The organism is Kribbella sp. NPDC055110 (assembly GCF_053607525.1).
This window is the reverse complement of sequence record NZ_JBSGTS010000001.1, coordinates 145,528-166,387: the sequence shown is the minus strand read 5'-3', so window position 1 is coordinate 166,387 and position 20,860 is coordinate 145,528. Positions and strand designations below refer to the sequence as shown.

The 20,860-nt window shown below is 67.2% G+C and carries 15 protein-coding genes; 5 read left to right on the top strand and 10 right to left on the bottom strand.

All coding sequences use genetic code 11. The features are described 5' to 3' along the window. Positions 1–17: 17 nt before the first annotated feature. From ACWF0M_RS00750 to ACWF0M_RS00740, 3 genes are read right to left on the bottom strand one after another with little or no spacing between them, the layout of a single operon-like run. Positions 18–857, bottom strand: a complete 840-nt coding sequence (locus ACWF0M_RS00750) for a carbohydrate ABC transporter permease (protein ID WP_452233477.1) — start codon at positions 855–857, stop codon at positions 18–20. Continuing rightward, positions 854–1,744: a carbohydrate ABC transporter permease gene (locus ACWF0M_RS00745; protein ID WP_452233476.1), complete on the bottom strand. Its 891-nt coding sequence runs from the start codon at positions 1,742–1,744 to the stop codon at positions 854–856. The genes ACWF0M_RS00750 and ACWF0M_RS00745 overlap by 4 nt, the downstream gene beginning before the upstream one ends. A 10-nt stretch (positions 1,745–1,754) precedes the next feature. Continuing rightward, positions 1,755–3,065, bottom strand: coding sequence for an ABC transporter substrate-binding protein (locus ACWF0M_RS00740; RefSeq protein WP_452233475.1), 1,311 nt, complete (start codon positions 3,063–3,065; stop codon positions 1,755–1,757). A 221-nt stretch (positions 3,066–3,286) separates the two neighbouring features. Between ACWF0M_RS00740 and ACWF0M_RS00735 the strand changes: the two genes are divergently transcribed. The 3 genes from ACWF0M_RS00735 to ACWF0M_RS00725 are packed head-to-tail and all read left to right on the top strand — an operon-like array spanning position 3,287 to position 6,930. Next, complete coding sequence (locus ACWF0M_RS00735) at positions 3,287–3,445, top strand: hypothetical protein (RefSeq protein ID WP_452233474.1); 159 nt, start codon at positions 3,287–3,289, stop codon at positions 3,443–3,445. A 27-nt stretch (positions 3,446–3,472) separates the two neighbouring features. Continuing rightward, complete coding sequence (locus tag ACWF0M_RS00730) at positions 3,473–4,684, top strand: NosD domain-containing protein (RefSeq protein ID WP_452233473.1); 1,212 nt, start codon at positions 3,473–3,475, stop codon at positions 4,682–4,684. Then, entirely contained in the window at positions 4,681–6,930 is a 2,250-nt protein-coding gene (locus ACWF0M_RS00725) for a ricin-type beta-trefoil lectin domain protein (RefSeq protein WP_452233472.1), read from the top strand. Before ACWF0M_RS00730 ends, ACWF0M_RS00725 begins: the two co-directional genes overlap by 4 nt. A gap of 54 nt (positions 6,931–6,984) precedes the next feature. Here ACWF0M_RS00725 and ACWF0M_RS00720 read toward each other — a convergent pair whose 3' ends face one another. From ACWF0M_RS00720 to ACWF0M_RS00710, 3 genes are all read right to left on the bottom strand, one after another. Then, positions 6,985–10,665 carry a hypothetical protein gene (locus ACWF0M_RS00720; protein ID WP_452233471.1) on the bottom strand — a complete coding sequence of 1,227 codons (3,681 nt, stop codon included), beginning with the start codon at positions 10,663–10,665 and terminating at the stop codon, positions 6,985–6,987. Next, on the bottom strand, positions 10,662–13,034 hold the full coding sequence (locus tag ACWF0M_RS00715; RefSeq protein WP_452233470.1) for a hypothetical protein: 2,373 nt from the start codon (positions 13,032–13,034) through the stop codon (positions 10,662–10,664). Before ACWF0M_RS00715 ends, ACWF0M_RS00720 begins: the two co-directional genes overlap by 4 nt. Before the next feature lie 234 nt (positions 13,035–13,268). Then, positions 13,269–14,198 (bottom strand): hypothetical protein, encoded by a 930-nt coding sequence (locus ACWF0M_RS00710; RefSeq protein ID WP_452233469.1) that lies wholly within the window; start codon positions 14,196–14,198, stop codon positions 13,269–13,271. 169 nt (positions 14,199–14,367) lie between these two features. Here ACWF0M_RS00710 and ACWF0M_RS00705 point away from each other — a divergent pair, with 169 nt between their 5' ends. After that, complete coding sequence (locus ACWF0M_RS00705) at positions 14,368–15,138, top strand: IclR family transcriptional regulator domain-containing protein (protein WP_452233468.1); 771 nt, start codon at positions 14,368–14,370, stop codon at positions 15,136–15,138. Here the strand turns inward: ACWF0M_RS00705 and ACWF0M_RS00700 are convergent. From ACWF0M_RS00700 to hrpB, 4 genes are all read right to left on the bottom strand, one after another. Then, a complete protein-coding gene (locus ACWF0M_RS00700) occupies positions 15,135–16,115 on the bottom strand; it encodes a phage tail tip lysozyme (protein WP_452233467.1) in 981 nt (326 codons plus the stop codon). The genes ACWF0M_RS00705 and ACWF0M_RS00700 overlap by 4 nt on opposite strands. A 9-nt stretch (positions 16,116–16,124) precedes the next feature. Continuing rightward, positions 16,125–16,574 carry a nuclease A inhibitor family protein gene (locus ACWF0M_RS00695; RefSeq protein ID WP_452233466.1) on the bottom strand — a complete coding sequence of 150 codons (450 nt, stop codon included), beginning with the start codon at positions 16,572–16,574 and terminating at the stop codon, positions 16,125–16,127. A gap of 118 nt (positions 16,575–16,692) precedes the next feature. Next, the gene (locus ACWF0M_RS00690) at positions 16,693–17,427 is read right to left on the bottom strand and encodes an MBL fold metallo-hydrolase (protein WP_452233465.1); all 735 of its coding nucleotides are present in this window, start codon (positions 17,425–17,427) and stop codon (positions 16,693–16,695) included. Between the two features lie 191 nt (positions 17,428–17,618). Then, positions 17,619–20,147, bottom strand: a complete 2,529-nt coding sequence (gene hrpB, locus ACWF0M_RS00685) for an ATP-dependent helicase HrpB (protein ID WP_452233464.1) — start codon at positions 20,145–20,147, stop codon at positions 17,619–17,621. A 90-nt stretch (positions 20,148–20,237) separates the two neighbouring features. On the opposite strand from hrpB, the gene ACWF0M_RS00680 reads away from it, so the two are divergent. Beyond that, positions 20,238–20,837 (top strand): hypothetical protein, encoded by a 600-nt coding sequence (locus tag ACWF0M_RS00680; protein WP_452233463.1) that lies wholly within the window; start codon positions 20,238–20,240, stop codon positions 20,835–20,837. Positions 20,838–20,860: the final 23 nt, after the last annotated feature.

The following is a 20,860-nucleotide window of genomic DNA, read 5'->3' as shown; positions in this document are numbered from 1 at the left end:
CCGGTGGTTGAGAGGTGTCAGCCCTTGACGGCGCCGAGGGTCAGGCCCGCGACGATGTGCCGCTGGAGCGCGAGGGTGAGCAGGATGACGGGGACGGAGTACAGCGCCGAGAGCGCGGTCATCCCACCCCAGTCGAGGCCGAACTGGGTCTGGAAGTTGGCGATCACGATCGGAGTGGTCTGAGCCCGCACCGACGTGAGCAGCAGCGCGAACAGGAACTCGTTCCAGGACGCGAGGAAGGCGAAGATGGCCGTCACCGCCAAGCCGCCGGACACGACCGGCAGTACGACGTGCCGGAGCGCCTGCAGCCGATCGCTGCCGTCGACCTTGGCGGCTTCCTCCAGCTCGACCGGGACCGCCTCGAAGAAGCTCGACATCAGCCAGATCGACAGCGGCAGCGAGATCGTGGTGTGGGCGATCGCCAGACCGATCGTGGTGTCCGAGATGCCGAGCCGCCGCATCGTCTCGACCAGCGGCGCCCCGACCGCGATCGTCGGCACCATCCGGGTGACCAGCGCCGCGACCACGAAGATGCGCCCGCTCGGCGTTCGGTAGCGGGTGATCGCGTACGCCGCCGGCACCCCGAGGGCGAGTGAGAACGCCGTACTGAGCACTGCGGTGGCGACGCTGTTGATCAGCGCGGGTACGACGCCTTCCTTGCTGAGCGCGGTGACGTAGTTGTCGAGCGTCCACTGCGACGGCAACACCTGGGGCGGTACGGCGATCGCGTCGAGCGGCGTCTTGAACGACGTGAGCAGGAGGTAGACGAACGGGAATCCGTACAGCACCAGGACGGCCGCCAGTGCGCCCCACAGGATGACGCGCGCCGGACGGCGACGGGTCTCGAGGCCGTTCACACCTGATCACTCCCGGGCCGCCAGATGGCGAAGATCGCGACCGCGGCGACCACGAGCATCCCGATCAGGTAGACGGTGCCCATCGCGCTGGCCAGTCCGGGATCGCCGTTGCGCGTCATCGTGCGGTAGATCAGCAGGCTGAGCGTCGTCGTACTGTCCTGTGGCCCGCCGCTGGTCTGGATCAGGATGATGTCGAACGCGCGGGCCGCGTCGATGCCGCGAACGATCAGCGCCACGGCGATCACCGGTCGCAACAGCGGCAGGATGATCCGGAACAGCAGCGTCGGGAACCGTACGCCGTCGATCCGAGCGGCCTCGATGACGTCACCCGGCACGTTCTGCAGTCCCGCGAAGAGGACGAGCGTGATGAACGACGTCGTCAGCCAGATGTCCGGCAGCGCCACCGAGAACAAGGCGATCTTCGGATTGCTCAGCCAGGCGATCTGGTCCGTGCTGTGCAGCAGTCCGACCCGGCGCAGCAACTCGTTGAGGATGCCGAAGTTGTCGATGAGCAGGAATCGCCACAGCAGGCCGGCCACCACCGGTGCGACCATCAGCGGGTACATGAACACAGTCCGGAACACTGCCGACCGACTGCCGAGCGCCGCGAAGACCAGTGCCACGGCAAGCCCGAAGGTGAACTCGAGCGTGACCACGATCAGCGTGTAGACGATCGTCCGCAGCGCCGCTCCTTGGAATGCCGGCGAACCGAACGCGGTCGCGAAGTTGTCGAAACCCACGAACCTCCGCGGGCCGCCGGCCATCGGCGAGATCTCGTAGAACCCGTTCGAGACGAATCTGAGCAGCGGCCACGCCACGAAGGCGGCGAGGAACACTGCGGCCGGCGCGATCAGTGCGAGGGCGAACCGGCGGTCGGTGAGGCGCACAGAGGTTTCCCTACTTGACGATCGCTTGGATCTGGGCCTTCGCCTGTTTCAGCAGTGCGGCGTTGTCCGCGCCCTTGGCGACCGCCTTCTGCAGCATCGGCGTCAGCACCGAGGTCACGATCTCCTGCCACTTCGGCGTGGCCGGCCGCACGACCGTCGCGGGAGACTTCAGCGTCGTGAGGATGGCCGGGTAGTTCTCGTGCCCGGCGACGCCGGCTTGCGACTCGAACGCCGAGATCCGGGCGACCAGGCCCAGCGACGTCTTGATCGAGAGGTCGTTGTGCGCGTAGGCGAAGGCAACGAACTTCTTGGCCTCTGCCTGCTTGTCAGTTGCCTTGGGCACCGAGAGGTACCAGGCACCCGGTACGCCGGCGATACCGCCGGGTCCCGCGATCATCGGAGCGACACCGATCTTGCCCTTGACCGCGGCGTTGGCCGGGGTCTGGGTGTAGGCATGGCCCCAGAAGCGCATCATCGCGAGCTTGCCCTGATAGAAGAGGTTCTGCGCGCCGGCCCAGTCGAGTTGCGCGGCGCCAGGTGGTGCATAAGGCAACAAGCTGGTGTAGAAGTTCAACGCTGCCAGGTGATCGGCATCGTCGATGGTGACGTCGCCGCTCTTCGGATCGAGAACCATCGTCTTCTCGCCGGTCTGCGAAACCGTGGCCAGCCATTCCGTCTCGACCGCACCCTTCACATCGGTGCCGTACAGATCGGTCCGGCCGTCGCCGTTCGTGTCGCGGGTGAAGAACTCGGCCGCGTCCTTGTACTGCTTCCACGTCGTCGGCGGCCCGAGCGGGTACCCGTACTTCGCCTGGAAGGCAGCCTTGTTCTTCGGGTCCCCGAACAGGTCGGTCCGGTAGTAGAGAATCTCGGAGTTCGTCCACACCGGAATCCCGACGTACGACCCGCCGACCTGTGCCTCGGTCACCAGGCCCGGGAACAGATCGCGCTTCACGTCGTCGGTGAACAGGTCGTCGAGCGGCGAGACACCGGCCGAGAAGGCGCTCAGCCAGATCGCGTCGAGCGCCGCGACGTCGAAGGACGTCTTACCCGCGCCGAGCTCGGTCTGGATCCGGTCGTAGAGACCGTCGTACGGCAGTTCGACCAGTTCGACCGTCGTACCGGTGTCCTTCTGGTAGAGATCGGCGATCGGCTGGAGCTCGGCCTTTCCGCCGCCCTCCACCAGGACGGTGAGCTTGCCGGCGGCACCTTCCGAGCTCCCACCGGCACCGCATCCGGCGATCGCCAGGATCACGCTCGTCGCCACGGCGATGCCCGCCATCGCGGTCCGGAGACGACCGCTCGTGCTGCGAAGTTTCATGACTCCGACTCCGTTCCAGTGCTTATGATTAAACGTTTTGGCAAAACGTCTTGGCAGCAGTGTTTGCCCGCCGGGGCCGGTCGGTCAACGCCAAAATTCCGCCAAACTGCTGCCAAAACTTTTGGCACCGGCGGCGACCTTGCCGCCGCCTGGCCGCAGTCCTAACTTCGGATCAGTTCCGCTCAGCCAAAACCTTTTGGCACCCTCGAGAAGGAGCCGCCGTGAACTCCTCCACTCCTCCGGACGCACGCCTCTCGCGCCGAGTCTTCCTGGCAGCCGCGGCCGCCGTGAGCGCCGCGGGTTACCTCCAACTGCCGAGTACGCCGGCAGCTGCCGCCGCAGCCCCGCGACCGCACAACACGCTCCTCGGCGTGCTCTGACCGCTCGCATCAGGAAAGGGAAGACGAATGCCCTCCACGATCTACGACGTCACCACCTGGACCATCCCTGGCAGCCCATCAACCACCGCCTACACCGACATCGGCGCGATCGTGAACAGCATCATCGCCGACATCAAGACGAACCAGCCGACACAGGCCTCGAAACCCGGAGCGGTCATCTACATCCCACCGGGCGACTACTCGCTCAAGACCCGGATCGTCATCGACATCAGCTACCTGCAGCTCAAGGGATCGGGACACGGCTTCACGTCGTCGAGCATCCGCTACAACGCCGGCGACACCTCCGGTTGGCACGAGATCTGGCCGGGCGGCAGCCGGATCCGGGTCGAGAACACCGACGGGAATGCCGAGGCCATCCTGATCAGCCGCAGCGGCGACCCCCGGCTCAGCTCGATCGAACTGCTCGACTTCTGCCTGGACGGCGTCTCGTTCACGCCGAACCAGAACAGCTACCTCAACGGCAAGATCGGGATCCGGTCGACCACCGCCACCGACTCGCTGCGGATCCGCGGCCTCGGGATGATCTATCTGCAGCGCGGGATCGTGATCACCGACGCCGACGCACTGCACATCCAGGGCAACTTCATCTGCGAGAACGGCAGCTGCATCGAGCTCGTCGGCTCCGGGCAGGCCAGCATGGTGAACGACAACATGATCGGCGCCGGCTACGTCGGCTTCTCGATCTACGCCGAGAACCACTTCGGCCTGATCGTCTCCGGGAACAACATCTTCCCCCGGGGCAAGAGCTCGGTGCACCTGAAGAACAGCACGAACAACACGATCAGCGCGAACCGCCTGCACGCCTTCTATCCGGGCATGATCCAGTGCGAAGGCGCCTGCCACAACAACCTGATCGGGTCGAACCACTTCCTCCGGGTGCCCGAATCGTTCCCCGCGATGACCGGCTTCAACAACGGGCTCGACGATCTCTTCGGGCTGGTGCAGCTCAACGGCAGCGGCAACACCGTGGTCGGCAATCACTTCTCGTACGACGTTCCGGCCGCGAACATCACGCCGTCCGGTGCGACCCCGACGATGGTCCTGGTGAAGTCGGGGAGCAACAACTACGTCGCCACCAACCACACGGCCGCGAACGTCGCCGTACACACCGTCGTACTGGACGGATCGACGGTCAACACGAAAGTCCTCGACTGCGGCACCACGGCAGAGTTCCAAGCGCTGAGCGGAGCGACGTACGGGTTCCGGGCCACGCCATGAGCCGGATTGCGTCGTTGCTGGGCTTGGTCCTGGCGCTCAGCTGTCTCACGGCGGTCCCGGCCGCCGTGGCCGGCTCACCGTCGGACTATCCGGAGTACCCGTACGCCGCCACCGACTACACCGAGCCGTTCCGCGGTCAGTTCCACTTCAGCCCGCAGAACGGATTCATGAACGACATCAACGCTCCGCTGTACTACCGCGGCGTGTACCACCTCTTCTTCCAGCACAATCCCCACGGGCTCGGCTGGGACGCCGCGGTGCACTGGGGACACGCGACGAGCACGGACCTCGTGCATTGGACGCAGCAACCGATCGCCCTCGAACCAGGTGTGCACAGCGGCACTCTCTGGTCGGGATCGGGCTGGGTCGACGTGAACAACGTGACCGGCCTGAAGGTCGGGTCCGACGACCCGATCCTGCTGTTCACCAACACCGACGGCGTCAGCATCGCGTACTCGACCGACGGGGCGAAGACCTTCCAGATGTACAACGGCGGCGCGAAGGTCATCACCGATCCGGTCGAGAGCCGCGACCCCAAGGTGCAATGGGACCCGCAGCACAACCGCTGGGAACTCGTCACGTTCCGGGCCGGGACCGGCGCCGCCTTCTATACCACGACGAATCTGCTCGACTGGACCTATCGCGGCGCCTACTCGGCCAGCTGGTTCGTCGAATGTCCCGACCTCTACCAACTGCCGGTCGACGGGAACTCCAGCGCCTCGAAGTGGGTCCTGCAGGATGCCAGCGGCGAGTACGTCATCGGATCGCTCGACGCGAACGGACTGTTCGTCGCGGACTGGGCGACCCCGCAGCGGATGGAACAGGGAGTCTCCGGCGCGGCCTTCCCGCCGTCCACCTGGTACGCGCCCCAGACCTTCAACCAGCTGCCGAACGGCCGCATCGTCCAACTCGGCTGGCAGCCGAGCAACGCGGGCGTGACCTGGACCGGCAACGCGTCCTTCCCGGTCGAGCTCGCCCTGAAGACCCATCCGGAGGGCGTCCGCCTCACCCGCAATCCGGTCAGCGAGATCTCTACCATCCGTACGTCGACGCAGACCTGGGGAACGCGCACGATCACGACGGATCCCGCGACCGATCCGCTCAGCGGCAGCTCGGCCGACACGTACGAGCTCACCGCACAGTTCGACCTGACCGGCGCCACCGCATCGGAGTTCGGGTTCCGCCTGCACGCGCGTTCGGACGGATCGAGCGATCGCACGGTCGCGTACGGCGTTGGGGCGCAGACGCTGTACGGCGTACCGATGCCACCGATCTCGAACCACGTGACGATCAGGCTGCTCGTGGACCGCGGGCAACTGGAGGTCTTCGGCAATGACGGCAAGACCGTCGTGAGCGACAACGTCGCCTTCGACTCCTCCCCCGCGAGCCTCGGGCTTCACCTGTACGCCGTCGGTGGTGCGGTCACACTCACCTCCCTGAGCCTCTCTCCCATCGGCTCGACCTGGACGCCCGGTCCCGCGGGCACGGCGCCCGCCGGCGCCATCGCGTCGACCACGCGGCAGGACCTGTGCGTCGACCGCGATGTTGCCAGCGGCAACGTTCAGCTGTGGTCCTGCCTGGCGAACGCCAACCAGACGTGGAGTCTCAACAGCTTCGGCGAGCTGAAAACGGGTGGCGTCTGCTTGGAGGTGCCGTCCGGCCAGACGGCGAACCTGACCTTGGTGCGCGTCGCAGCCTGCGCAGGCGGCGGCAACCAGAAGTGGCGCCAAGGCAACTTCGGCGCACTCATCAACCAGGCCTCCGGGCGGTGCCTGGACCTCCCAGAGGCCGACTTCACCAACGGCCGCCAACTGCAGATCTACGACTGCGTCGGCACCCGCAACCAGAGCTGGCTCGGCCCCAACTACACAACCGCCACCGGAGCCCTCACCTGGGGTACGACGTCCTCCTGCGCGGATCGTGATGTGGCGACGAACAAGGTACAGATCTGGACCTGCACCGGCCTCGCCAACCAGACCTGGACCCCCAACGCCAACGGAACGTTCACCTCGGGAGGAACCTGCCTGCAACCCGCGTCGTCGGCGAACGGAGCCGGAGTGACAACAGCACCCTGCACGGCCAACAATCCCGCCCAGCAGTGGACCCGCTGGTCGAACGGACAACTCCGAAACGTCACCGCGAACCGCTGCCTCGACCTCGACTCCGGCAACACCACCAACGGCCACCAACTCATCATCTGGGACTGCATAGGCGGCCCCAACCAAACCTGGACAGGCCCAACCTGATCCACCTCAACCACGCCCTCCAACTGACGACACAAACTGGAACCCCGCCCTGCTTCACGCGTCCGGCAGGTCGATCGCACCGACGAAGACGATCCTTTCAGCACGTACGGCCAGCGCGGGGACCCGGTCGTGCTCTGTCACCAGCAGTCGCATACGTTGGCCCTCAGCTGCTACCGGCAGCGAGATCACGCTGCTCCAAGCCGTGTACTCCGACAGCCAACTCAGATCCACAGGTTCGCCGGCGGCCACCCAATGGTCGTCATCCGAGGAGCTGCTGAGGAACACCGTGCAGCTCACCCGCGCGCGGAGATCCTCATCGTTCACGCGGTACGTCGTACCTCGCAGAGTCACCCGTACCTGCGGATCGTTGCTCCGCCGGAGCGCGGTCAGCTGCCTCTGCGGCAGCGGCTGGACCACGTCGACCAGTGCGACCGGTGAAACCATCGTCTCCTCAGCCACCGAATTGGGCTGGTAGCGCACTACCGTGAGCCGATAGAAGGGCCGGTACGTCGACTTCGGATCGACCGCGATGTCAGCGAACCACAGCCCACTCGACGCCTCGTACTGCGGTGCGAAGCCCAGCACCGAGACCGGCAACTCAACCCCGGCGGCACGGGCTTGAGGCAGAGCTGTCAGCGACCCGGCGTACGCGACGTTCCAGAAGTCTGCCGCCCGCAGCGGGGCGAACCCGTGCGAGATGGTGATCGGATCCTGACCTGCCAAGGTGACCCACTGGGTCACCGGATTCCCGTCGTCGAGGCCCCACTGGTTATCGGGCACACCGGCGATCGGCGGTGCCGCGACACTCGGGTCAGCGACCACGACTCCCAGCAGCTCTCCCGATCCGCTGGTGTACCAGGGCCGCTCGAGGTAGACCCGGATCCCCCCACCCGTCCGGCTCACGCTCGTGCGCACCCAACCGGCTTCACCGGACGGGAAGGCATCGGGCTGGGCTTCTTCGATGAAGACGAGATCTTCGACGCGCTCGACCACCGGCGGCTCCATGCGTTGGGACGGCACCGCGGCTCGGATCAAGGGAGGAACCGGGGCGACCGCGTTCAGCACCTGGATGTCGACGCGTTGGCTCTCTTGGGCGGGAGAACCGTTCGGCCCGAAGCAGTCGGCGAAGGAAGACGTTGCGGCCACCGTCAGAGACACGGTGCGGTGCCCGGTCGTACCCAGCTGCAGCCGAGGGAGCCGGAGACTGTCCGTGTCGATCTCCTGAACCTGCCGCCCTGGAGGGAGAATCAGATTCCTGCCTGGTCGCCAGCGGCACACTTCTGCCGATCGGCGGACGACGTCGGGGACACCGTCCCTGCCGCGATCACGTTCCTCGTCCCAGGCCGCTCGCAACATCAATTCGTCGGTGGTGACGGTGTCCAGGGAGATCGAGCCCTTGAAGGCCAGCGTTGTCTCACCGGGTTGACGAACCAACGTCGGCTGACCTTCGAATGCAGGTGTTCCTGCGAGGGCGGCGTGCACCAGTTCCAGTTCGATCGGCGAGGTCACCATCGGGTGCTGGGCGCCACGGATCCGCGCCTCGGTGACCGCCCGACGCCCGCCCTCATCGCCATCGGCCGCGCCCACGTCATGCAGCAGGGCCATGATGTCCGGATCGCGAAGCACACACGAGACCTGCACCCGAGTCACACTCGCCTGTGGCAGGTACACGGTCAGAGTGCGGCTGGCCGCGTCGTACTTGGGACGGGCGTCGAACGGCTGCTCAAGGTCCGCCATGGCCCAGATCAGCTCCTGCACTGAGACTACCCGCAGCCGAACGGGCGCGAGCTGGTCCCACGTCGGCCCATCGAACATGACGGTCACGACCTCGCCCTGAGCGGTGTAGGGCAGCCCTGTCAACGCAAGGCCAACCGCCTGGGGGTCCGGAAGCCACGGAACCACACCGTCGATCTGAGAGGTCGTGTCGGCGCCGAAGCGTCCCAACAGCTCACGGGTCGCGGTCCTCCCGGACGCGTCACGATTGCCGAGCGCGGTGTCCAGTACGCCGTGCCGTTCAGCAAGGTCGAATGACGCGGGTGGAGGAAGCAGCCACCGCTCCGAGGAGGGATCCGGAATCGATGGCGCGGGAGCGCCCGCTGCGACGGCGACCGCCAGTTCGTCGTGCGCAACCAGACGGGTGAGCGTCTCACCCGGCGGATAGGACGCACTCGGGTCGATCCTCGCGACAACAGGAGGTGCGACCGGTTGGTAGCGACGAAACGTCAGCGGCTCGGTCGTCTCGTCGGGCGCGGCTTCCAAGGGGAGGCTACGTCCGGCGGCATCTACGGTCCGCACCCTGAAGCGGTAGCTGCGGCCGTACCGAAGTCGTGGAAGGCTTCCTGGAATCGCGGCGATCGTCAGGTGGGTGTGCAGGGCGTCGAGCCAATCGGCGGTTCGCATGTCGCCGGCTCTGGACGTTCCAGGACGTGGCGCGGACAGACTCCATCCGCGCCACGTGACGATGCGTTCGTCGACCACACTGACGTCCGATCCGGTGACAGCCTCGTGAAAGACACCCTCCTCCTCGATGGGCAGGCCGTCCGCCGGGAGTTCCCCGTATCCGTCGATGCGATAGCCGACCCGACGCTGGTGGAGCGAGTGGTAGCTGCCGGTCGTCTCGTCCAGTACGTCGCAACGCAGGCCCCGGATCAGGTCCTCGGCGAGCAAAGGACTGTTCTCGGTGCGGCCACCTGCTGTGCGAGTGTCGCGACGTGCTGCCATCCGGGATACCAATGACTCCGCTCGGCCGGTCAAGACGAGCGCGATCCCATCGTCACGGAGCGCGGGCAGCGCGCGGGTTGGTTCCGCCGAGGCCAGGCGCGCGACACCTGCCGTTGCCACCGCATCCACATCCAGTGACTCGAGTCGGTAGCCACCTCCGTGGAGCGGCCAGACCCCAGGCGTCGTACCGGGCTCACGCGACGGAACCCCGAACACGGAGTCGAGTCCCGTCCACGGCAACACATGCTCCACTCCCCCGGGGAGGGCGGACGCAGCGGCCACCGCAACAGCTCCTGGCTGCCGGCCCGCCAGGTCATTCAGCGATACCTCCAGATCGAGCACGAGGCCGAGCCTGCGCCGTAGCCAGCCGTGGTCGCCGAGAAGACTCAACACTCGGTGTACGTCGAGCGGCTCCGGCTGCGCCGGCGTGGCGCCCGCCTGCAGCCGCGGCGCCGCGATCACGCCGGCGATCGCAGAAGACGCCTGACGAGCAGGGGTGGACACCCTTCTTCCCAGTGCCACACCGGGATCTGCTTCGAAAGCCTCACCGATCATGCGTCGCTGCTCCGCCATGAACTCCTGGATCGGGCCGACGTCGAACAACTCTGACAGCACAGCATCTGCATCGACGGAACCGGGGTCCTCGAGCGCTGCGGTGGCATAGGCGGTACGAATCACGTCCGCCGCCGCTCCGGTGGCGACTTCGACAACAGGCATCGCCATCGGATCACGACCCGACCCGAAACCATTGACTCTGGTTCCCGGGAACAGCGTCCGCCACAACGCCGAATCCGGAGCCTCGCCCCGACGTCGGGGACGCACCTCGACCCCGGAGAAGGAGAGTACGAGATCGATCGCCGCAATCGCCGCCGGCCAGTCCGCCAGCGGCCCGAAGTCTGCGATGGTCGCGCCCTCGTGCTCCGGTGCGAGGCGCGGGAGGGCGACCACGGACACTTGCACCACGTCGTCCTTGATGCCGGCCGGGCAGCACAACCAAGTCACGGACGCGCTCATGACGCCTCCTCCATGAACGCGGCACAAAGCTCGGCCCAGGACGCTTCGTCGTACAGTTCGGCGACGTTCTGCATGCCTCCGGTGCCGTCCGGACCGACCGCGAACGATTGGGACACTTCGAAGGTCACCGACTCCTCGAACCCGAGGAGCTCCACCCCGACGGTGACCGATGCACTACCGGACAGCGTGCCGCCCGATGCCGCGGAGTACGTGTAGCGCAGGCCAACCCGAAACTCGACGCTCACCCCGACCAAGTCGAGAATCTCGAGGTGGCCGCCGCATCGAAGGTAGCCCCCGATCTCGTTCACTTTGCCCATGACGAAGGCGATGCCGCCCATGGCGAAGACCCGGCCGGAGGCCACCGCGACGCTGATGTCGAAGTTGCCTCCGAACTCCAGTGAGACGTCGACGTCGATGTCGCCCCGGCTGCTGCCGGTGATGCCGACGTGGCCGCCGCCTCCGAAGATCCCGACGCCGACCGTGAACGGCGCATCGACCTCACCGAAGGCGAAGCGGACCGTGGCCGGTCCGTCGACGAAGGGGATCCAGACCCGGGCGGAGAGCGAAAGGTTCCGCAGGCTGAACACGCCCACACCGATGTCGCCAGGGGTCACGACGTACTGCGCTCCGATGCCCTGCGGTGTGACCTCGATCGGACAGCCGGAGGCGAATCCGACGATGTCCTCGGCGAGGCGCTGCACCATCTTCAGGGAGTCGCCGAACTCCACGTGGACTCCGGTCGCGACAACAGCGGGCGAAGAGTCGGGCAGGGCCTCGAAGCGGAACTCGTCGACCCCGATCGTCACGAGCCCGTCGAGCAGGCTGAGCCGCACGCCCGTGAGGTGACCCAGCACCGTGGCCCGTGGGCCTGATGTGCCCGCCAGCGGCTGGGTCACGGTCGCCTCGAGATGCAGGGACGCGCCGTCGTGCAGAGTCAGAAATCCTCCGGCAGAGGCGGTATCGAGCTTCGGATCCCAGACATAGCGAGTTTCGATCTGGTCCGGCAGTTCGACCGTTCTGAGCTGGGGCTCGGGTTGGTCGGCGGCGAGCAGATCGATCAGCGATGCCCCCAGCAGCCGGGCCTCGCCGAACGCCTCGGCAACGGACGGGACCGGGACGACACCGGTCAAGGCGCTGACCGAGCCGAGCACACTCGTCGGCGCGGCCAGGCCGCCCGCGTTCTGCGCCGGCAGGACGACCTTCAAGGGGTCGACAAGTTCCAGGAAGGTGCCGGCATCGTCCAGCGAATGCCGCAGTCGTGCGATCGTGTTCGCTGCCTGACCTGACAGTCGCTGGACGGCCTCGAGAGCCACCTCAGCCCGGTCTGCGATCAGCGCCGGCCGGCCGCCGACCTCGGTCAACGTCATCCACATCCCGTGCACAGGCAGCGAGGCAGACCCGTAGGCTGCGCTCGCGACACCTCCGCGGTCGGCGAGCGCCACTGACCGGCCCTGGAGATCGACGCGGGACCGGCCGTCCTGCGCGAACGCTTCCGCCGCGGAAGCGGTGGCACCGTCGGCGATGAACATCAGCGGTGCCGAGAACGGCACCTCGTTGCCGTCCCAGTCGGTGCCGAGGAGCCCGAACCGCACATCGGCGCCGCGGTGAGTCAACCAGTACGCCGAGCCAGAAGGCGGATCGACCGACAGATCCGCGCCACTCGTGATGCGCAGGGAACGCCACGGCGTCTGGGGGTGCGCGGCCTCGACCGCCTCGTCGAGAACCGTCAGCCGGGAGACGGAGACCAGGTGGCAGGCCTGGATGTCGCCCTCCGACGTGTAGTCCGGCGGTTCCACGACCGCGAACGGGTTGTTCCAGTGCATCCGGGTGAACGCCCGGCGCAACTCGGTGTCGACCTGCGCCCGATGGCCGGAGCTCAGGTGACCGAACGTCGTACCGTGGACGAACGTGTCCCGCCCGAACTGAGTGAGGTGGGTGTAGTCGGCGATGGTCGGTCCCGGGGCGCCGACCGGAAACGGCCGGTGCGGTCCGTGCAGACGGCCCGTCGCGCCGAGCATCGACAGCGAGAGTTTGGTCTCGAACCACGCGTTGTGGAATTCCCCGTAGTACGTGATCGGCCAGGCCTGGAAGGCGAACGGGATGATCGGTTCGACAGCCGCCACCTCGAACATCGGCGTACGCCCGGTCTCCGGAAGGCTCCCCTCGGTCGCGAGCAGCTCTGCCTGCCATACCGCGGTCCATCCCTGCGCGGTCCGTGGCCCGGGGTTGAGGCGCCATTTCGAGCGCCCCCGCGACCGGATGTGCAAGAACGTCGGAAAGTGCAGTTCGACGTCACCCCACTCCGCCTGCTGCGAGCCGAGGAGCCCTGGCAACCAGGTCAACAGATCGCCCTGGGGACGAGGAAACATCAATCGATTCCAGGTGCCGTCGGCACCGATCGCCATGACGGGGTACGGCGGGGCGGGAAGTGGGGTCGGCAGTTGTGCCGAGGGGACCTCGGAGACATGCTGAACAGGCAAGGTCAAGCACACTCTGCCGGTAGGCGGATCGAAGTCGATCGGAACGTACAGGAGATCGTCGGGGCGGGCCAGGAGATAGCGGGCTCCGGATTCCAACTCGTAGGTGGCCACCGGTCAGGCCTCTCAGGCCGGTTCGTAGCCGGCGTCCGACCCGAGATCGAAGTGCATGACGTCTCCGCTCTCCTCGACACCGAAATCGCAAGCACCCCAGCGCATCTTGTGGCTCGAAGTGCTCCCGACGGTGATCAGCGAAACCACGACTTCACGCCGCAGATCGAGAAAGCCGTGCGCCGGGTTGCGGGTTTCGGTGACGGGCCGCGCCGGATTTCCGAACAGCATCGGAATGCGCACGAGTTCGTAGTCGCGGAGCATCTGGTAGTACGCGGATGTCGCCGCCGCTTCGTCGTCCAGGACCTTCGCCAGCGACGCGATCGCCGACGCCGCGTCACCGTTGAGCTCTGACGGAGGAATCGCCAGGAAGCGCTCGTCACCGTCGGGCAGCTCCTGGACGTCCGGTATCGGTGGACGCTCGACGCGAATGTGTTCGGGCGATACCGCCCAGGACAGATAGCCCGTCAGCGCGTCCGACACGCGACGGAACCGGTCGTAGGCGACTTCGATCGTGTCGGTCACGCGGATGCTCAGATCAGCCCGCGGTGCGTCGTCGCCTTCGAGGAACCAGACTGCTCGGTCGTACACGCCGGCAGCCCGTTCCCGCATCGCCTGCTGATCCGCCGCGGCCGCCTCACCGCCGAGCCTTCTACCCGTGCGCGTCACGATGTACGGCGTAGTCGTGTAGTTGAGGTCCACCGCGGATCCCGACCCGTGGTGCCCGGCATGAGAGCGCCAGCCGATCGCCTGCTCGTGCAAGCCGCACCAGGTTTCGAAGTCGTCATAGGTCTCACCCGACTCCATCTGAGCCGCATGCGTAACCCGGAGATCCGCTTCAACCGCCTCCAGCCGCTCAGCCATCACCGGATTCACCCCCTCGCCACACGGCTGCCCCAGGAAGGTGAACGGCGGATCGGTCCTGACCAGGTACCTCGGTGCCATCGAGAACTCCCCCTCAGTTGTTGCCGAAGGCCCGGCACCCATGCCCGGCCGGCGCAGCCAGCCTGACATCCGGCGTGGCGGATCGGCCAGGGAGTCGTACCACTGAGTGACACGCCGACCACTGCGAGGGCATGATGGTCTCGGGCAACGAACAGTTCTGGGGGACGACGTGGACGACCACACCGTCGCTGGGCGGATGATGGACATCATCGGCGCGGTCTCCGCCGGTGCCGGGGCAGTGTCACTCGCGCGACTCACGGCTGAGACCGGCCTGCCGAAGGCCACCGTCCGGAGGATCGCCAACAATCTCGTCGGCCACCGGGTGCTGCACCTCGGGCCGGACGGCTATCGGCTGGGTCTGCGGCTCCTCGAGCTCGGGACGTCGGCGGCGCGCCAGATCGCGGACGCCGAGGTCGCCGGACCGTTTCTGCAGGAGCTCAGCCAATCGACGGGGCAGATTGCCTGGGCCGGTGTCGTCTCGGGTGATGCCTTCGTCGTCGCGGACACGGCCTTCACGCACCGGCACAGCGCTTTGATGTCATCGGCAACGAACCGGGACTGGCTGCCACGCGTCGCCACCGGTGACTGCCCGAGCACCGCGATCGGGCAGCTGATGATCGCCTTACGCCCGGGCTCGGTCGAGGATGTCCTCCGCGCCGGCATTCCGCGCGCCACGCCGTACACGGTCACCCGCCCGCGACTGATCCTCGAGCGGCTTCGGCGGACCGCGGAGAACGGGCTCGCCGTCGAATACGAGGAGTCCCGCGTCGGCTGGTGGTGCGCCGCGGCCGTCGTACCGGGACCGTCCACGATGCACATCATCGGGGTGACAGCCGAGGTGAAGGCCTTTCCACCTGCCCGTGGTCTGCGGCAGTTGCAGAACACCGCCGTCCAACTCGGCAAGGCACTCCACCTCAGCGACAACCTCCCGGTCTCCTAGACCGACTGGTACGCCTGGAGTGCGCGTACGGCGTACGACCTCCGCTCGTTGAACACGGCCTGCACCCTGGCATCTTCGCGCGGCAGCTTCGCGCCGCCGGACAGGATGGCTCCTGGGACTTCGAACCGGTACACGATGTCGTCGGTCGCTGCCTCGAGCGTGACGTCGGCGGCCGCCACGGTCGCGTTCACGCCCGGATAGCTGTTGCGCAGCTCGGAGGCGAGATAGTCCAGTTGCGCATCCATGCTGAACAGCACAGCCGCTCCGAGGACCACGCCGTCGTACTCGTAGCTGAACAACCTCGCCCGTCGCGCGCTGCTGGTCCACTGGGCCAACCCGACTCCCGGTAGCCGCGGACCAGATCTGGCGTCCGGGTCGCGGTCCATCACGTCCTGCGCCTCGAAGTCGACGACGTTCCCGTCGAAGTCCTTCGCCCGCAGCGGCGACGTCGACGCGCTCCCCTCGATCCGGCTCGGGAGCACACCGGATTCGGCCCAGAGATTGCCGACGATGCCGGCCGCACCGTTCACCGGATACCCGTAGCGATCCACCAAGGTGCGTACGGCGTACGCGAGCCGGGAGGCCCCACTGGTCGTCGTCCAATCGACGTCGGGAGCGGTCTGCTCCGCGGGGCTGGCGTAGATCTCCAGTACGCCGTACTCCGCGGTCCAGAACAAGGTTCCGCCTTCGAAGTCGCTCGAGCGGCCGTCCTCGCCATCGGCGTACTCGTCGCTCTGAGGGAATCCCCAACCGCCCTCGGGACCACCGAGAACGTTCACGTAGTGATCCAGGATGAGTCCGTTCACCTCATGCGCGCCGTGCACCTCGTGCGCACACACCAATGCGTACTCATGCTGCCGGTACACACCCGCGCCGGCGAACACGACGTCACCGGTCGCCGCGCCGACGTCGAAGCCCAGTGCCAGCAGATCCGCGACCTTCCCGTCCAACAACGCCGCACCATCGAAGTCGCCCACCGGTCCCCCTCAAGTCTCGATGCTTCGCGCAACCAATCCAGCCAGACCGCCGCCCTCGACCCGGCCGAGGATGTACCGCGGTGTCTCGTGGAACCCGTCGTCCGGGCCCACTGCCGTCACCGCGTACGGCGGCCATTCGACGCTCGCCCGCATCAGCCGCTCCAGCAGCCCGTACGCAGCGGCCGCGCGAGGATCGTTGCCGGCCAGCGGATCCAGCGCACCGGCGATCTTGGTGTCGAACCAGTCCGTGGCCTCCGACAACCTGATCGTCCAGCCCGGATCGATACCAGCCGCCGAGCGGAACGCGTCGCCAGTCAGTTCCTGGTCGGCGGGAAGCCAGGCAGAAAACGCCTCGTACGGCGTGTCCGCTTCGCTCCCTGGATACAGCACGCCCGCCATGACCGCGGCATATGCCGCTGCGAGCCGCCCCGCAACATCTCGTTGTCCGGCCTCGTCCATCCCCCGCTCCCCTCCGTCCGGGCCCAGAATGGCAGCTCTTCCGCTCGCTGCCAATACTCGGTGTCACAAGGTTCGGACAGTGCGTGGCTGGTGGTCCCGGCCAGTCAGGCGCTCGACATCAGCTCAGATATTCCAGCGCGTAGCCGGAGCCGTCCTTTGTGACGCTTGCGATCCCTGGCCAATCCAAATGGGCGCCGGCAACGAAGTGCCGTGGGCCGGCCAGCCGCTCCAGGAGCCTTACCCGGCTAGCCATGGCCAGCGCCTGATCGCTGTCCAGCTCCCATGACACCTCTGGATGGGAGAACTGCAACGAGGGAACGTGGATGGTGTCGCCCCAGATGAGCAGGTGGCCGTCGCCGTCGTGAACGTCGTACGTCGTGTGCCCGGGCGTGTGCCCGACGGTAGGTAGCGCGATCATCCACGGAGTCACAGCCAGCTCCTCGGCGACCGGCACCACACGCTCCCGGAAGCGGGCAAGATTCCGGTCGAACACACCCGTGTCTCCCGCGCCGACGAAGATGCGCTCCAGGAGCGGGAACGCGTCGGAACCATCGGGAGCAATCAACCCGTTCACGTGGTCCAGGTGTGCGTGGGTGATCGCCACATCTGTGATCGACTCACGATCGATGCCCGCTTCGCGCATGCTGTCGAGAAGCGCACCCATCGTTGGATCCCAGCTGTTCGAGGCGCCGGTGTCGACCAGCACGCGACGCTCTCCGTCGTCGACGAGGAACGCGTTGACCGACAGCCTCAAGCGACCGTCGACGAGTGGGACCTCTTCCGGCAGCGGGCTGAGTACGCCGCCACGCTCGTCCCGGAGCCTCGACGGCGGCAGATCGATATAGCCGTCCAACAGGGGAACAACTGTCAGGCGTCCGAAATCGAACCTCGCGTACTGCGCACTCCGGTCGATACAGCGCATGAGCCTTCTCTCGAACGATGCCAACGGCAAGGGACGTCAGGGGTCCCCAAGCATTTTTCGAGCAGGCTACCGCAGAGTTTCAAGCTGGACGATCGAGATTCGTGAGGCGGTGCCATCTCGGTTCACTGGCGGGGTTTTAGTCGTTTGGTCGGGAGGGCGGTGAGTGGATCTTCCGGCCAGGGATGGCGGGGGTAGCGGGCTCGCAGGTCGGCTCGGACCTGGGGGTAGCCCTGCTTCCAGAAGGAGGCGAGGTCGCTCGTGATCGCGACCGGGCGCCGTGCGGGCGACAGGAGGTGCAGAACGACGGGGACACGGCCGTCCGCGACGACTGGGGTGGCAGTCCAGCCGAATACTTCCTGCAGCTTCACGGCGAGGACCGGCGGCTCGACACCGTCGTACATAAGTCGCACCTCGGAGCCCGAGGGGACCCGGAGCCGTTCCGGTGCAAGTTCGCCGAACCGGGTTGCCGCGGGCCACGGCAGTAGTCGCCGGAGCGCCGAGGTCACATCGATGTGGGCAAGATCGCGCGATCCTCGCACCGAGGCGAGCTCGGTACCCAGCCATTCGTCGAGGTCGGCCAGAAGCGCTTCGTCGTCGACCGCAGGCCACGGGGCTCCGAGGTGGGCATGGCAGAACGCGAGCCGCTCCCGCAGGGCGAGTGCCGCCTCCGACCAGCGCAGTACGGACAGACCGCTGCGCCGGATACCGTCGCGGACGGCCGCTTGAACGAGCAGCGGGTCGGGCTTTGCCAGCGGGACGTCGTTGAGCACGATCGCGCCCAGTGCCTCGACGCGCCGCGTCACGATCCGGCCGTCTTTCCAGTGGATCTGGTCTGTGGTCGAGACGAGGTCGCCCGCGATGTCCCGGGCGGTCTGCTCGTCGATCGGCGCCGCGGACCGGATCCTGGCGTCGGCGCGACCGGGTGCCCGGTCGGCAGCCGCGATCGCCAGCCAGGTCGTGGACCGCAACGGCGACTGCGGATCCAGCGCTGCGCCCGTACCACCAGACATCTGGTACGTCGCCGAGTCGACCCCCCGCACCCGCGCAATCCGATCCGGATACGCCAACCCCACCACAACCCCCACCGCAAGATCATCCGACACAACCCGCACCCCCCAACCAGTCCCCGCACCACCCACCGGGTTGCTGGGTGTTGTGCCTCGGGCTAGGCGGTTGGTTTCTTCTCGCCAGCGGGTTGTGGCTCCGCGGTCCTCGCCGCGGCGGAGGGCTCGCCAGCGGGCCGGTAGGTCGTCGCCGAAGTCGCGGCCGGAGTCGTCCGAGAGCATCGCGACGATCTCGCGCGCCCGGTCGGCGCCGACCCGCGGCGACCCGTCCAGCAACGCACGGGCCAATCGAGGATGCGCTCCGATCGCCGCCATCCGCCGTCCGCGCTCGGTGATCCGGCCGCCGTCGTCCACCGCATCGAGGCGGCGCAGCAGTTCGGTGGCCGCGGTCATCGCCACCACCGGCGGCGCGTCGAGCAGCGTCAGACCGGCACCGGCAGGCGCACCCCACGCCGCGAGGTCGAGGGCGAAGGCCGCCAGATCCGCGATCGCGATCTCCGGCGCCGGATGATCATCGAGATGCGAGTGATCGGTGGCGGACCAGCACCGATAGACCCGGCCAGGCGCCTCGCGCCCGGCGCGACCCGCTCGCTGGTCGGCTGACGATTTCGAGACCCGGCAGGTGACCAGCGCACCGAGGCTACGGGACTGATCGGTCCGCGGCTCCCGGGCCAGACCCGAGTCGACCACAACCCTGACCCCGGGCACGGTCAGCGAGCTCTCCGCGACCGACGTCGTGACCACGATCCGGCGAGTGACGGCCGGCGCCAACGCGCGGTCCTGTTCAGCCCTCGACTGGCGACCGAACAACGGCAGGACGTTCTCACCGGCCAACCGACGAGTCACACCGTTGATCTCAGCCTCCCCCGGGACGAACACGAGGATGTCGCCGTCGTTCTCGGCCAGGGCACGCCGGACGACAGCCGCTACGTGATCCAGCAGGCGGGGGTCGACCCGCCCACCGGGAAGGAGCGGCACGGGGACCGGTGGTGGGGCCCACTCGATCGCCACGTCGTACAGCGCAGCAGATGCGGTGATCACAGGTGCCGGAACATCCACACCCAACGCGCGACTCAGCCTGATCGTGTCCGCCGTGGCCGAGGTCGCAACGATCGCGAGGTCCTCCCGGAGATTCGCCCGGATGTCGACGCAGAACGCGAGCAGCAGATCGGCATCCAGGTGCCGCTCGTGACACTCGTCGATCACAATCGCGGCGACCCCCGGCAGCTCCGGGTTCTGCTGCAGACGCCGTACGAGGAGACCTGTCGTCACCACCTCGACACGGACTCCTTTGCCGCCGCTGCGTTCACCGCGCATCGCGTAGCCGATCTGCTGCCCGAGCGGTTCGCCGACCAGCGTCGCCAGCCGACTTGCAGCCGCGCGAGTTGCCATCCTTCGCGGCTCGGCGACGATGATCGTGCCCCCGAGCGCGTCGCCCAGCGCAAGCGGCAACAGTGAGGTCTTCCCCGATCCAGGCGGCGCAACCAACACCGCAGTACCGCGCGAACGCACCGCGTCGACCGTGGCGGGCAGAACCGCCCGGACAGGCAGATCCGCCCCCGGAACCGACGATTCAGGCAGCAACACGCCACGACGCTAGCCGACCACGACCGCATAACCCCCACCGGCTCGCACCTGGTTTCGCCGATTGGAGGTTCCGCAGTTAGGGTCTCCGCAATGTCCACTTTCAATGTCGCCGCACCAGACCACGAACTGCCGAATGCCGCGGAACGCGCTGTGCGCGAGGTGTCCGATGTCGGCATGGCCACCGCACGGATCGAGTGGGCGGGCGCCGCGCGGGAGATGCTGCTCGTCGCAGCCAAGAAGTACCAGGCGCTCGTCCAGCAGAAGGACATCGCCACCGGCGTACAGCAGCTGACCGGCATCCAGACCAAGCAGCCGGCCCGGCAATGGATCGGGGGCGTGCTCGCCGAGGTGTCCGCGGAGAGCCTACGGCGTGGTGAACCGATGCTGTCGGCCTTGTGCGTCAACCCGGACGAGAGCGTCTTCGACGGGTACGCCGCAATCGTGGGTGCAGCAACAGGTACCACTCCCCCGGACGCGGACGTGCACGCCTCTCACGAGCGCCTTGCCGGCTACCGTCACTTCGAAGCGGCCGGCCTGCCGGCCGACGGTGGCAGCGCGATGATCCCGCCGAAGCTCGGCGCCGCCCGCGCGCGAGCCCGCAAGGCCGCGATCGCCGAGCGCCCGATCAACAAGTGCCCCCGATGCAACCTGCAGACCCCGGCCAACGGCATCTGCGACACCTGCGACTGACCGCCGTCGTCGCCACACGGCGG